This window comes from Actinokineospora enzanensis DSM 44649 (genome assembly GCF_000374445.1).
GTDB lineage: Bacteria > Actinomycetota > Actinomycetes > Mycobacteriales > Pseudonocardiaceae > Actinokineospora > Actinokineospora enzanensis.
Window position 1 is genome coordinate 50,705 of record NZ_KB894432.1, and the last position, 13,175, is coordinate 63,879.

17 protein-coding genes are annotated in these 13,175 nt (G+C 70.1%); 5 read left to right on the forward strand and 12 right to left on the reverse strand.

Annotation, left to right across the window (positions count from 1 at the left end; all coding sequences use genetic code 11):
* Window positions 1–21 precede the first annotated feature (21 nt).
* The 5 genes from C503_RS41195 (at window position 22) to C503_RS0128275 (ending at window position 4,289) form a co-directional block, all read left to right on the forward strand.
* Window positions 22–276 (forward strand): hypothetical protein, encoded by a 255-nt coding sequence (locus C503_RS41195; RefSeq protein ID WP_018685584.1) that lies wholly within the window; start codon window positions 22–24, stop codon window positions 274–276.
* A gap of 510 nt (window positions 277–786) precedes the next feature.
* Entirely contained in the window at window positions 787–1,524 is a 738-nt protein-coding gene (locus C503_RS41200; RefSeq protein WP_018685585.1) for an aspartate/glutamate racemase family protein, read from the forward strand.
* Window positions 1,525–1,530: 6 nt separating this feature from the next.
* On the forward strand, window positions 1,531–2,718 hold the full coding sequence (locus C503_RS0128265) for an MFS transporter (RefSeq protein WP_018685586.1): 1,188 nt from the start codon (window positions 1,531–1,533) through the stop codon (window positions 2,716–2,718).
* A 54-nt stretch (window positions 2,719–2,772) separates the two neighbouring features.
* On the forward strand, window positions 2,773–3,843 hold the full coding sequence (locus C503_RS0128270; protein ID WP_018685587.1) for a class I SAM-dependent methyltransferase: 1,071 nt from the start codon (window positions 2,773–2,775) through the stop codon (window positions 3,841–3,843).
* An 8-nt stretch (window positions 3,844–3,851) separates the two neighbouring features.
* Window positions 3,852–4,289 (forward strand): cupin domain-containing protein, encoded by a 438-nt coding sequence (locus C503_RS0128275; RefSeq protein ID WP_018685588.1) that lies wholly within the window; start codon window positions 3,852–3,854, stop codon window positions 4,287–4,289.
* Between the two features lie 64 nt (window positions 4,290–4,353).
* On the opposite strand, the gene C503_RS0128280 is transcribed toward C503_RS0128275, so the two are convergent.
* The 12 genes from C503_RS0128280 to C503_RS0128335 form a co-directional block, all read right to left on the reverse strand.
* On the reverse strand, window positions 4,354–5,454 hold the full coding sequence (locus tag C503_RS0128280) for an EscU/YscU/HrcU family type III secretion system export apparatus switch protein (RefSeq protein WP_018685589.1): 1,101 nt from the start codon (window positions 5,452–5,454) through the stop codon (window positions 4,354–4,356).
* Between the two features lie 33 nt (window positions 5,455–5,487).
* Complete coding sequence (locus C503_RS0128285; RefSeq protein WP_018685590.1) at window positions 5,488–6,255, reverse strand: flagellar biosynthetic protein FliR; 768 nt, start codon at window positions 6,253–6,255, stop codon at window positions 5,488–5,490.
* 6 nt (window positions 6,256–6,261) lie between these two features.
* Window positions 6,262–6,534, reverse strand: a complete 273-nt coding sequence (fliQ, locus tag C503_RS0128290; RefSeq protein ID WP_018685591.1) for a flagellar biosynthesis protein FliQ — start codon at window positions 6,532–6,534, stop codon at window positions 6,262–6,264.
* A 9-nt stretch (window positions 6,535–6,543) separates the two neighbouring features.
* Window positions 6,544–7,575 (reverse strand): flagellar type III secretion system pore protein FliP, encoded by a 1,032-nt coding sequence (gene fliP, locus C503_RS0128295; RefSeq protein WP_018685592.1) that lies wholly within the window; start codon window positions 7,573–7,575, stop codon window positions 6,544–6,546.
* On the reverse strand, window positions 7,572–8,012 hold the full coding sequence (fliO, locus tag C503_RS0128300; protein WP_018685593.1) for a flagellar biosynthetic protein FliO: 441 nt from the start codon (window positions 8,010–8,012) through the stop codon (window positions 7,572–7,574). Before fliO ends, fliP begins: the two co-directional genes overlap by 4 nt.
* Window positions 8,012–8,743 (reverse strand): flagellar motor switch protein FliN, encoded by a 732-nt coding sequence (fliN, locus tag C503_RS0128305; RefSeq protein ID WP_018685594.1) that lies wholly within the window; start codon window positions 8,741–8,743, stop codon window positions 8,012–8,014. Before fliN ends, fliO begins: the two co-directional genes overlap by 1 nt.
* Window positions 8,740–9,699: a flagellar motor switch protein FliM gene (locus tag C503_RS41205; RefSeq protein WP_018685595.1), complete on the reverse strand. Its 960-nt coding sequence runs from the start codon at window positions 9,697–9,699 to the stop codon at window positions 8,740–8,742. The genes fliN and C503_RS41205 overlap by 4 nt, the downstream gene beginning before the upstream one ends.
* Before the next feature lie 64 nt (window positions 9,700–9,763).
* Window positions 9,764–10,210: a flagellar basal body-associated FliL family protein gene (locus tag C503_RS0128315; RefSeq protein ID WP_018685596.1), complete on the reverse strand. Its 447-nt coding sequence runs from the start codon at window positions 10,208–10,210 to the stop codon at window positions 9,764–9,766.
* 16 nt (window positions 10,211–10,226) lie between these two features.
* Window positions 10,227–11,123 carry a flagellar motor protein MotB gene (locus C503_RS0128320; RefSeq protein ID WP_018685597.1) on the reverse strand — a complete coding sequence of 299 codons (897 nt, stop codon included), beginning with the start codon at window positions 11,121–11,123 and terminating at the stop codon, window positions 10,227–10,229.
* Entirely contained in the window at window positions 11,123–11,887 is a 765-nt protein-coding gene (locus tag C503_RS0128325) for a flagellar motor protein (RefSeq protein ID WP_026316780.1), read from the reverse strand. The genes C503_RS0128320 and C503_RS0128325 overlap by 1 nt, the downstream gene beginning before the upstream one ends.
* Window positions 11,887–12,186 (reverse strand): flagellar FlbD family protein, encoded by a 300-nt coding sequence (locus C503_RS0128330; protein ID WP_018685599.1) that lies wholly within the window; start codon window positions 12,184–12,186, stop codon window positions 11,887–11,889. The genes C503_RS0128325 and C503_RS0128330 overlap by 1 nt, the downstream gene beginning before the upstream one ends.
* Before the next feature lie 105 nt (window positions 12,187–12,291).
* Window positions 12,292–13,122 (reverse strand): flagellar hook-basal body complex protein, encoded by an 831-nt coding sequence (locus C503_RS0128335; RefSeq protein WP_018685600.1) that lies wholly within the window; start codon window positions 13,120–13,122, stop codon window positions 12,292–12,294.
* Between the last annotated feature and the right edge of the window lie 53 nt (window positions 13,123–13,175).

The following is a 13,175-nucleotide window of genomic DNA, read 5'->3' on the forward strand; positions in this document are numbered from 1 at the left end:
CCGATCCACGGAGGACTGCCCGTGTTCCGTTTCTCCACCCTCGCCCTCGCCCTGCTGATGAGCATCCCGTCGCTGTACGCGGCCTTCGTGGCGAACCGGCTCGACCCCACCGACGCGCTGATCCACTTCCTGATCGCCGTGCCGGTCGCGGGGCTGCTGCTGGCCATCCCGCGCGCCGCGTTCCAGCGCTACAGCGGCAATCGCAGCCAGGCTGCGGTGGCGGAGCTCATCCAGGCGGGGGCGGTGCGCACGGATCGGCCGGATGACCGCGGCTGAGTGCTCGTTGCGGTCTATCCACAGGGTGCGTGGTTTGTCCACAGTTCACTGTTGGGGGATATTGACAGCATTCATGATCGCGTAGCTTCCCTCTAGTAGGCCCGCCCCCTGGTGGGGCGGGGTCTGTCTTTCGGCGGTGCGGCAGTGGTAAAGCGGAGTGGGTGCGGCTGGGCGGTCGGGGCCGCTTTTGTTTTCTGGATTTCGGGGTGGGAGCCGGAGTGTTTCCGGTGGGTGTGCCGAGTGAGAACTGTGGTTGCGATGGGCAACTTGCGTGTTCGGTATGTGGGATAGTTCGACCGGTTGGGAGATGCGTCACGGTGATTCCGATACCGGACGTGATACTGGGAAATGGTAATTCACCGGGGTGGCCGTGCTGTTATGGGCCGGGTGGGTGAAGCCGGTCGTCGTGGCTTGCCTGGGGTCGAGTGGCAGTGCTTGTCTCTGGGCGCACCTCGACACCCGTGATTCGGTGAGTCTCGGGCGACCAATAGGGAAACAGGAGATCGCGCTGTGCGGATCGTCGGCTTGCTCGGTGGTTTGAGCTGGGAATCCTCGCTTGAGTACTACCGGGTTTTCAACGAGGCCGGGCGGCGAAGACTCGGGGGATGTCATTCCGGTCGCTGTCTCTTACAGTCGCTCGACTTCGGGGAGATCGAGAAGCTGGTGCGGGCCGGGCGGCGGGCCGAGATCGGGGAGATCATGCTGGCCGGGGCGCGCGGGTTGGAGCGGGCCGGGGCCGAGCTTCTGGTCATTTGCAGTAATACCAGCCACTTCTGGGTTCGGCAGATGGCCGAGGGGGTGGGTATCCCGCTGCTCGACATCGTGGACGTCACCGCGCGGGCGGCGCGGGAGCTGGGGATCGCGCGGGTCGGGTTGATCGGGACCCGGTACACGATGGAAGAGGATTTCTACACCGGCCGATTGGTCGAACAGGGCTTCGAGGTGCTCACGCCCGATTACGACGACCGGGTGCTGATCGACCGGGTCATCTTCGACGAGCTCGTCCGCGGTCGGTTCCTGGAGGGCTCCCGCGCCGCCTATGTCGAGATCATCGAGCGGTTGGCGCGGCGGGGCGCGCAGGGTGTCGTGCTGGGGTGTACCGAGATCGAGCTGCTGGTGCGCGCGGACCTGGTCGCCGACCGGGTGTCCATTCCCCTGCTGCCGACCACGAAGCTGCACGCCGAGGCGGCCTTCGACTGGTCGGTGGGGGAGTATCCGCTGGTCCCCGGTCCGCTGGTCGCCCGGTAGCCGGGGGTGGACGGAGGCTCGCTCAGCGGGCTGCCGCGTCCGGTGTGGACGCTGTACCTCGCGTCGCTGGTGAACCGGTTCGGGAACTCCGCCGTCGTGTTCCTCGCCCTGCGCATGCACGCCGTCGGCCTGGGCGCCGGGGTGGTGCTCACCGCGTACGGGGTCGGCGGGGTCGGGGCGAGCCTGCTCGGTGGCTACCTCGCCGACCGGTGGCCACGCCAATGGGTGATCGCCGGATCGGCGATACCGGCCGCGATCGGGTTCCTCGCCCTGGGCGGCGTGCGCGACTACTCGACCGCTGTCGCGCTCGCCCTGCTCACCGGGCTCACGGCGGAGATGTACCGGCCTGCCGCGAACGCGTTGGTGGCCGATCTGGTCGAACCCGAGCGCCGGGTCGGCGCTTACGTCGGGTATCGGCTTTTCACGAACGTGGGATTCGCGGTCGGCCCCATGGTGGCGGGCTTGCTCGGCGGTGGTGACTCTCCGACGGTCTTCGTCATCGCCGCGTTCTGCTGCCTCGGTTACGCCGCCCTGGTCCTCTTCGGCGTCCCCTCGGACAAACCTGCGGCGGCCGCCGGACAGCACCACGGCAACGCCTTCCCGCTCATCGTCCGCGACCGGCGGTTCCTGCTCTTCCTCGTCGGCTCGTTCCTCGCCATGTTCCTGCTGATCCAGTACCAGTCCACCTTCGCCCTGTTCACCCGCGACATCGGCCGCACATCCCAGGAGTTCGGGCTGCTCGTCGGGGCCAACGGGCTCCTCGTCGTGCTGCTCAGCGTCCCGCTCGCCGCCGCCACCGCGCCCTGGCGGTCCGGTACCGCGCTCGCCGTCGGGTTCGCGCTGACCGGGCTCGGGTTCGGCCTGGACACCGTGGCCACCGGGTTCGGCCCGCTGCTGCTCGCGGTCGCCGTGTCCACCGCGGGCGAGGTGGTGTTCATGCCCCGCAGCACCTCCTACGTCGTCGAGGTGGCGCCCGCCGCGATGCGTGCCCGCTACCTGTCCGCGTTGGAGGGCGCCTGGTCGGTGGCCATGGTCGCGTCGCCCGGTCTGGGGATCGCCCTCTACTCCGTGCTGGGCACCGGGTTCTGGCCGGTGTGCGCGGCGGTGGGCGTGCTCGCCGCCCTGACCGTCCTATCAGGACGGACCGGGCCGCGGCTCCCGGCGCAGGAGGGAGCCAGCCTGGCCGATCGCTGACCGCGCAACGCCGAACGTCCCGCACCCCGTTCGACCACAGGAGCGCCACCGAACATGATCGACACACCGATGCTCGCCCCGTCCCCCGACACCCTGTCCGCCGAAACCGGTCCCGCCAAAACCGTGCCCGCCAAGGAAATGCCCGCGCACAACCCGGTCACCGAGACCTTCAACTCCGCGCTCGCCACCGCCGCGCTCAGTGCCGCGTGGGAGGTCGGCCTGCTCGACCGGCTGCACGTCGACGGCCCGGTCAGCGTGGAGAAGTTCGCCGTCGACCACGACCTGCACGCGCCCACCCTGCTGGCGGTCGTGCGCGCTCTGGCCGCGCGCCGGATCGTCGTGCTGGACGGCCGCGGCCACGCCGAGCCCGGACCCGGGTTCGCCGACGCCTTCCGCACCAAGGGTTTCTTCCACTGGCTGGTGCGCGGTTGCGGTGAGCTGCTCACCGCGAACCTGCCCGCGCTCGCGCACAACGACCGCCGCGACGACGCCGCATTGCGCCGCGACTCGCGCGCGATCAGCGTGGCCTGCCGGGACATCGCCCGGAACTTCTTCGACCCGCCGTTCCACGACCTGCTCGCGGGCTTGGACTTCGACACCGCAGCCGACCTCGGCTGCGGCAGCGGCGACCGGGTGCTCGGCATGCTCGCCGGTCGCCCGCACGCGCGCGGGATCGGCATCGACATCGCCAAGGGGGCGCTGTCGGTGGCCCGTGAGGCGGTCGACGCCGAGGGTCTTGGCGACCGCGTCACCCTGCACCTGGACGACGCGCTCGCGCTGTCCGCCCGGCCCGAGTACGCCGCGGTGGACCTGGTGACCTGCTTCATGATGGGCCACGACTTCTGGCCGATGGACCAGTGCGTGCGCACCCTGCGCGGCCTGCGCGAGGTGTTCCCGAACGCGCGGTCGCTGGTGCTCGGCGACACCTGCCGCTCGACCGGCCTGGACGCCGACTTCCCGATGTTCACCCTGGGCTTCGAGCTGGTGCACGCCGCGATGGGCCAGTTCGTGCCCACCCTCGACGAGTGGCACGCCGCGTTCGACCAGGCGGGCTGGCTGATCGCCGACCGCCGGATGATCGACCTGCCCCCGTACAGTTTCGTCTACCACCTGCGGCCCGCGTGAGGAGCCCGATGTCGACCGAAGGCACGACCACCCCGAGGCCGCTGTCCGTGCAGCGCGACCTGCCGGTGTTCAAGCAGATCGAGGGCCACCACGCGCCAACGCCGTTCTTCCTCACCACCGACATGCTCGGCGGCCTGCCGGTGGAGCTGGCGGGCGCGGAGATCAGCAACCTGGTGGACAAGCCGGTCGCGGCCCCGCACACGCACGAGGTGCCGGAGATCTACCTGCTGCTCTCGCCCGAGCCCGGCGGTGCCGAGATCGAGGTCCGGCTGGACGGCGAGACGCACACCCTGGAAGCCCCGGGCGCGCTGCTCATCCCGGCCGGTTCGGTGCACTGCTTCGTGACCCGCCGCGCCATCCCCGGCAGCTACTGCCTCGGTCTGCTGCTCACCGGCCCCGGGCCGGGCGAGGGCGTCCGCGTGCCCAGGCCGGAGCCGAGCGCCTGACCGATCGGCACCGCGGTCCGGGTCCGTGGCGGGCGCGATGCCACGGACCCGGACCGCGATGGTCTCAGGCGGCCATCGCCGCCGCGCCGCGCGGCATGTTGTGCGTGCCCGCCGCGCTGCCCTTGGCGCGCAGCCGGTGCAGGAACGCCAGCACGTGCGCGACCGGTGCGAACAGGTCCACCGGGATCTCCTGCCCGACCTCGCAGGCGCTGTAGAGGGCACGCGCCAGCGGCACGTCCCGCACGATCGGCACCCGGTGCTCGGTGGCCTTCTCCCGGATCTTGGCCGCGATCTCGCCTGCGCCCTTGGCCACCACCCGGGGCGCGCCCTTGGCCGGGTCGTAGCGCAGCGCCACGGCCACGTGCGTCGGGTTGGCCATCACCACGTCGGCGGTGGCGATGTCGGCCATCATCCGGTTCCGGCCCATGGCCAGCTGCCTGGCCCGGATCTGGCCCTTGACCTGGGGGTCGCCCTCGGTGTTCTTGTGCTCGTCCTTGACCTGCTGCTTGGTCATCCGCAGCTCCTTGCCGACCCGGCGCTTGGCCACGATGAAGTCGGCTCCCGCCATCGCCAGACCGGCCGCGGCGGCCAGCCGGATCAGGCTCAGCACGGTGCTCTGCGTGGTGTCGACCAGCGACTCCAGCGGCATCGACCCGGAGCCCATGATGGTGGGCACCAGGTTCTTCACCGCCAAGTACAGCACCAGGCCCAGGATCGTGGTCTTGAGCAGGGTCTTGACCAGCTCCCAGATCGACTGCGGCCCGAACATCCGCTTCAGGCCCTTGAGCGGGTTGAGCCGGGTGAACTTCGGCTTCAGCAGCTTCATCGCCGGGCGCAGGCCGCCCTGCGCGCCCGCCGCGGCCAGCACGGCCAGCAGGGTCGCGCCGAGCAGCGGCGCCACCGCCATCGCCCCGGCCTTCACCGCGTCGCCCAGCAGGGTGAACGCGTCGGCCGGGTCGGGCTTCTCGATGAACCGGGCGATCCGGCGCAACAGCCCGGTGCTGCTGTCGAACAGGTCCCCGAGCACCCCCGGGATCAGCCAGGTGGCCACCAGCACGGCGGCCCAGGCACCCAGCTCCGGGGTGCGCGCGGTCTGTCCCTCGGACCGCGCCTCCTTCAGCCGCTTGGCTGTGGGCTTCTCTGTCGCGTCCTTGTTACCCGCCAACGCGAGTGCTCCCGTCCAACCGCTTCGCTCCGATCATCGACCGATCGCTTTCAGTACGGCGTTCGTGGCGTCCTCGGCGATGCTGTGCACGGCCTGCGGCAGCAGGGTCACCGCCATGCCGACCATCACCAGCGTCAAAGCGATTTTGGCCGGGTAGGCCATGGAAAACGGGTTCAGCGCGGGTGCGATCCGGTTGAGCAGGCCGAGGCCGATGTCGGCGCAGAACAGCACCACGATCATCGGCCCGGCGATCAGCACCGCGGCCAGGAACAGCCTGCCAAGGCCCGAGGTCAGCAGCGTGCCCAGCGCCCCCAGGTTCAGCACGCCGTTGATGGGGATCGCCTCGTAGGACAGCGTGAAGCCGCGGATGATCAGCTGGTGGGCGTCGGTGGCGAACAGCAGCGCGGTGGCCGCCAGGCCGTAGAAGCGGCCGATCACCGAGTTGTTGCCCGCGAAGGACATCGGGTCGAACGCGAACGCCATGGAGAACCCGCCGAACACGTCGATCAGGTCGCCTGCCGCCTGCACCCCGGCGAAGATGATCGCGGTCAGCAGGCCGAGCCCGGCGCCGACGATGACCTGTTCCAGCACGGCGAAGGCCAGCACCCAGGTGTCCGTGGAGGGGGCCTTCGCGGCCAGGTTGGGCACGATCGGCAGCACCATGGTGACCGCCAGCAGGCCCTTGATGGTCATCGGGATGGCCCGGCCGTTGAACGGGGGGCAGATCATCAGCCACGCCGCCGCCCTGGTGACCCCCAGGAGCAGGGCCACCAGCGTGCCTGGCGCGAGCTGGGCGTCCACCCGGCATCAGCCTCCCAGCAGGGACGGGATCTTCTCGTAGAGCGTGCCGGTGAAGCTGACGATCTCGTGCACCATCCAGCTGCCGCAGGCCAGCAGCGCGACCGCGACGCCGATCGCCTTGGGCACGAACGACAGCGTCACCTCCTGGATCTGGGTGACCGACTGGAACAGCGAGATGCCGAAGCCGACGACCAGTGCGGTGAGCAGGATCGGGGCGGCCAGCTTGCCGGTGATCAGCATGGCCTGCACGCCCAGGTCGATGATGGTGGTGTCGTTCACGCGGGTCCCTTACTTGTAGGTGCCGACCAGGGCGGTGATGATCAGGCCCCAGCCGTTGGCGAGCACGAAGAGCAGGAGTTTGAACGGCAGCGCGACGGTCACCGGGGGAAGCATCATCATGCCCAGCGACATCAGCGACGCCGAGACGACCATGTCGATGACCAGGAACGGGATGAACAGCACGAACCCGATGAGCATCGCGGCTCTGAGCTCGGAGAGCATGAAGGCCGGGATCAGGGTGCCGGTGGGCACGTCCTGCGGGTTGGCCGGTTTCTGGTCGCCCGCCACTTTCGTGAACAGGGCGATCTCCTCGGGGCGGGTCTGCTTGAGCATGAACTCCCGCAGCGGCTTCATGCCGTCGTTAAACGCCTGCGACTGGGACTTCTGACCGTTGATGTAGGGCTGTACACCTTGGGTGTTCACCTCGCTGACCACCGGGCCCATGACGAACAGGCTCAGGAACAACGCCAGGCCTGCCATCACCTGGTTCGGCGGCACGTTGGTCAATCCAAGGGCATTGCGTGTGATGCTGAGCACAACGAAGATCTTGGTGAAGCTGGTGGTCATCAGCAGCAGCGACGGCGCCACCGACAGCACCGTGAGCAGCAGCAGGATGGTGATGGACTCGCTCGGCTTGCCCGGGATGCCCACGGTGACGCTGGTGCCGCCGCTGGGCTCGGTGGGCCCGGTCGGCCCGGTCGGCTGCGCGGCGGACACCGGCTGTGTGACGGACAACGGTTGCGTGAAGGACAACGGCTGGGTGGCGGAGGCGACGCGCGTGGTCGCGGCGGTCACCTCGGGGTGCGCGCCTGCCGACCCGACCGCGCCGAGCAGCCCGATCAGGGTGATGAGCAGGGCGATGACACTGACCTTCCGCGACCGTGTCATTCCCTTGGGGGACACCGGTTCGGGTTTGGGCGCGGACAGCTCGACCGGGCGCGGCGCGGCCAGCATCGACGCCACCGACCGCTGCGTCGGCAGGAACACCGGCGACAGCGGCGCGCCGGGGAAGCCCTCCCTGGTCGGCAGCGTCCGGCTCATCGGCGGACCGACCGCTCGCGCAGCGCGTCCAGCGCCTTCTTCCAGGTGCTCGGCGACAGCGCCGACCCGGCCAGCGGGCCCGGCGGGTCGTCGTCCGGGCCGCCGGGGCCGCCGGGGTCCGTGGTGCGCTCGTGCTGCCCCTTGGCCCGCTCCGACTTGACCACCAGCGACGTGCGGGCGGGCTCCTCGGCCGTGTCGAACACGTCCGCGTCGGCCTTGTGCAGCAGCGTCACGCCCTGGTCGGTCACCCCGAGCACCAGCGCGGTCTCGTCCACCTTCACCACGGCCACCGCCGCGCCGCGGGAGAGCTGGGTGCGCGCCAGCACGTCCAGCGCGCCGCTGCGGCGGCGCAGCGGCCTGCGGGCCAGCCGGGCGGCCAGCCACAGCGCGGCCAGCACCAGCACGAGCGCGATGGTCACCCGCAGGATCGCGTCCATCAGATCGCGTCCGCCGCGGCGCCCGCCAGGATCTCGGTGATCCGGATCCCGAAGTTCTCGTCGATCACCACGATCTCGCCGCGGGCGATCAGCCGACCGTTGACCAGCACGTCCGCCGGGCTGCCCGCGGCCCGGTCCAGCTCGATCACCGAGCCGGGGCCGAGCGAGAGCAGCTCGCGCACGGTCATCCTGGTCCGGCCGAGCTCGACGGTGACCTCCATCTCGACCCCGTGCAGCAGGTCAAGCGCCGAGGTGGCGCCGCGCCCGGCGTTGGGCTGCGCGACGGGCCGGGCGGCCGCGGCGGACCTGCCGCCCGCCAGCACCACCGCGGCGTGCGTGGCCCCGTTCGCGGTCAGCGGCACGACCAGCACGCCCCCGTTGCCGGACAGCGCGCCGAGCGCCTCGTCGGTGCCCAGCTGCCTGCCCGGCCCGGCGACCGAGCCGAGCACCTTGGCCGCCGCCTCCAGCGCGGGCGCCACCGCCGCGCCCAGGTCCAGCTCGCCGAGCGGGCTGCCGCGCAACGCGTCCACCAGCTCCTGGTTCACCAGCACCGCCAGCGTGCCGCCGGTCTGCCCGCTCAGGTCCGCGCAGACCGCCGCGCCCGGGAAGCTCGCCGCCGCGGGGTCGGTGCCCGCGGCGCCGACGGCCAGCGTCTCGCTGACCGGCAGCACGGCGAGGGCGGCCTCGGCCGCGGACCGCAGCGCGGCCGCCGGGTCGGTGGGGGTGCTCATGCCTGGAACTCCTCCTTGTTGGCGGAAACGACCTGGCAGGCCAGCCGGGCCCCGTGCTTGGTGGCCACCGCGTGGCCGAACACCCGGCTCGCGGTGGTGATGTCCAGTGGCCGTTCGACCGGGTGCCCGAGCGAGAGCAGGTCGCCGGGGCGCAGGTCGAACAGCTCGTTCGAGCGCAGCCGGGCGGGCGCGAAGCGCACCGCGATCTCGATCGGGACCTCGCGCAGACCCTCGGTGAGCAGGTCGCGCGCGGCCTGCTGGGCGGCGCGCTCGCCCGCGGTGGTCTCGGCGTGCTGGCTGTGCGCCTGCAGCGAGGGCAGCACGGACTGCAGCGGCACGGTGAGGGTGAAGGAGCTGGCGGACTCGCCGACGGTCAGCTCGAACCCGGTGGTGACCAGCACGTCGGCCGGGCCGCCGACCTGCACCAGCTGCGGGTTGTACTCCAGGGTGCCCAGGATGGGGTCGACCCGGACGAACTCGGCCAGCCCGACCTTCAGCTCGGCCAGCATGTCGCCGAGGAGGTCGCGGATCAGCGGGATCTCCAGGTCGGTCAGCTGGCGCGGGGTCTGCGCCCCGCCCGGCCCGCCGAGGATGTGGTCGATGCAGGTCAGCGCGGTGGCCTGGGGCAGCTCCAGCATGGCGATGCCGGGCAGCGGGTCCAGCCGCAGCGGGGCCACCACGACCGGTTCGGTCTCGCGGGCCAGGTACTCGTCGGTGGACACCTGGTCCACCGTGGCCACCGCGACCCGGCAGACCACGCGCATGTTCGAGGTCAGCAGGATGGCGACCCGGTGCGCGAACGTCTCATAGGCCAGCTGCAGCGTGCGCAGGTGCTCGCGCGGCAGCTTGGCCGGGCGCAGGAAGTCGTAGCTGGACAACGGACGGCCGTCGGTGACCAGCCCACCCGTCTTCGCGCCGCCGGAACGGCGACCCGGCGATGACTGCGGAGTCTGCACGCCGCTGTCATCGGCCGGACCGCCGGGTTCTTGAGCTTGATACGGCCAGGGTCGGCCGATCGGGTTACTGCATGACGAACTCGGTGAAGTAGATGTCCATCACTTCCTCGTCGTACGCCTTGACCACCTTCTCCTTGAGTTCACTCTTCTGGGTCTCGCGGTTGTCGTTGCTGGACAAGGTCGCCACGGTCTGGTTGCTGAACTGGGTCACCGCCAGGTCCAGCGCCTTGCTCCCGTCCGGGGTCTCGGCCGCGTCGATGGTCGCCTGCAGCGCCAGCTTGAGCTTCAGGTAGTGCCCGTCGGTCAGGTTCACGGTGATCGCGTCGAGGGCCACCACCTTGCCCGGCTCCGGCGGGGCCGGGGTCGAGTCCCTGAAGAGGAAGAAGTACGCGCCGCCGCCGCCGGCGAGCAGTACCACAAGCCCCACGATCAGCAGGAGCTTCTTCTTCGACTTCTTGCCCGGCTCGGCGCCGTCCTTCTTGTCCTTCTCGGTCTTCTCGGTCTTGCTCATGGTTCCTCCCTCCGGATCACTTCTCGGCCGCCGCGACGGGCAGCAGTGCCCGCACGTCGGCAGGCTGGTCGGACAGCACGACCACCTCGACCCGGCGGTTGCGGGTCACCGAGAGGGGGTCGCTTGGCGGGTACAGCGGTTTGGTGTCGGCGTACCCGGCCGCGGTCATCCGACCGGCGGGCACGCCCTTGTCCAGCAGGTAGCGGACCACGGCCGAGGCACGGGCCGTGGACAGCTCCCAGGAGCTGGGGTAGTTCTTGGTGGGCACCGGCAGCTGGTTGGTGTGCCCGCCCACCTCCAGGTGGTTGGGCAGCTGCAGCAGCGAGGGCTCGATCGCGTCGAGCACCTCCTTGCCCTGCGGCAGCAGCGCCGCGCTGTCGCCGCCGAACACGACCGAGCTGGTGATGATGGTGACCACCAGGCCGCGCTCGTCGATGGTGAACTGCACGCTGTCGGTCAGGCCCGCCTTCTCCAGCAGCTCCAGCATCTGCTTCTGGATCTCGCGCAGCTTGGCGACCTCGGCCTCGGCCTTCTTCAGGTTCTCCGAGGACTTGGCCCGCTCGGCGTCGGCGACCGCCTTCTGCGCCTCGGTCTGCGTCAGCGTCGAGATGGTCGGGCCCTCGCCGCCTGCCGCGGACCGCAGGTCGATCTTGTCCGGGCTCGCGCCCGAGGTGTCCGGGCTGCCCGAGGCACCGCCGCTGACCAGCGTGGTGCTCCCGCCGAACGCCCCGGCGAGACTCTCCTTGAGCTGGTCGAACTTCTTCGCGTCCACCGTGGACATCGCGAACATGACGATGAACAGCACCATCAGCAGCGTGATCATGTCCGAGTAGGTGAGCAGCCACCGTTCGTGGTTCTCGTGCTCCTCGTCATGACCTCCGCCGCGGTGCTTTCGCCTACCGCCGCCGCTCATCAGGCTGCCTTGCCCTCGGCGGCAGGCGGGACCAGGCTGCGCAGCTTGCGCGCGACCAGGCGCGGGTTGGACCCGGCCTGGATGGCCAGCACGCCCTCCAGGGCGAGCTGCATCTGCTCGCACTCCAGCTCGCTGATCCGCTTGAGCCGGTTGGCCATCGGCAGCCAGATCACGTTCGCGGTCAGCACACCGAACAGGGTGGCGACGAACGCGCCCGCGATCAGGTGACCGAGCGAGCTGGGGTCGGACAGGTTCTCCAGCACGTGCACCAGACCGAGCACGGTGCCGATGATGCCGATGGTCGGCGCGAAACCGCCCATGTCGGTGAAGATCTTGGCGCCCGCCTTGTCCACCTTGCGCTTGGTGTCGATCTCGCCTTCGAGGATCTCCCGGACCTCGTCCGAGTCGGTGCCGTCGATGGCCAGCTCCAGGCCCTTGCGCAGGAACGGGTCGTCGACCTTCTTGGCCTCGTCCTCCAGCGCCAGCAGGCCCTCGCGGCGGGCCCGGTCGGCCAGCCGCACGACCACGTCGATGATCTGCGCGCCGTCGATGGGCTTGGTCAGCGCCGCGCGCTTGATCAGCCCGACGATGCCGATGGTGTCCTTGAGCATGCCGCCTGCCATGGCGGCGCCCAGGGTGCCGAAGATGACCAGGATGATCGGCGGGAGCAGGAAGATGGAGGCCGGGTCGCCGCCCTCCATGATCATGGAGACGAAGATGGCGACCAGGGCGAGGCCCATGCCTGCCAGGCTTGCCGGATCCATCATCGCCCCCTCTCGGGTAGGTGCAACAGCGTTGCGTCGGTGTCGTTCTCGGTCTTGTGCGGGTGGGCCGCGGGCAGCGACCGGGGCCCGATCTCCGGGGCCTCGTGCGCCTGGGCCTGGCCGAGGATCACCGCGCGGTGCTGGGAGACCAGCGCGGCCAGCTCGTCCAGCGACTGCGCGACAACGTACTTCGCGCCGTTGACCAGGGTGATGACGGTGTCCGGGGTGGACTCCGCGCGCTCCAGCAGGTCGGGGTTGAGGGCGAAGGGCTGGCCGTTGAGCCGGTTCAGAAGTATCACAGCGTCCGTCCTTGGGGGTGCCGAGCGAGCCCGTCCGTGGGCCCGCCGTGGCCACAACATCGGCAGGCGGCTCATCCTGTTGAGGTGAACCGCCCGCCGCCGTCGTCACCGCTTGAGGTTCATCAGGTCCTGCAGCAGCTCGTCCGAGGTGCTGATGATCTTGGAGTTGGCCTGGAAGCCGCGCTGGGCGATGATCAGGTTGGTCAGCTCCTGCGCGAGGTCCACGTTGGACATCTCCAGCGCGCCGGAGACCAGCACGCCCATGCCGTTCGAGCCGGGCGCGTTGACCTGCGCGGCGCCGGAGTTGGCGGTGGCCCGGTAGAGCGAGCCGCCGACCTTCTCCAGGCCGGTGACGTTGGAGAACTTGGCGATCGCGATACGGCCGATGTTCTGCTGCGAGCCGTCGGAGGCCAGGATGCCCACCAGGGTGCCGTCCGGGGACAGCGAGTAGCTGGCGTACTTGGTGGAGTCGATGGTCAGCGCGCCGGTCGGCTGGGTCTGGTCGATCACGCCGTTGGTGCCCATCCAGCCCTGCACCAGACCGCCGTCGGCGGAGGTGAGGCGGCCAGCGGAGTCGGAGGCCATGGAGCCCGCGCGGGTGTAGGCCTGCTGGCCCGCGTTGTCGATGATGAAGAAGCCCTCGCCCTGGATCAGCATGTCGCCGGTCCGGTTGGTCAGCTGGCTGTTGCCCTGGGTGAAGTTGACGCTCGTGCCCGCGGTCTTCACGCCGAGGCCGACCTGCGCGGGGTTCTGTGCTGCGGTGTTCGCGCCCGCCGCGGCGGCGGTGCGGATGCTCTGGCTGAGCGCGTCCTCGAACACGACCGCCGAGCTCTTGAAACCACTGGTGTTGACGTTGGCGATGTTGTTGCCGGTGACGTCCATCATGGTCTGGTGGCTGCGGAGACCGGAGATGCCCGCGAACAGGGAACGCAACATAGGTGATCTGCCTTCTTCTCTGGGGGTGTTGGGCAAGCTTGTTTTGCTGGGTG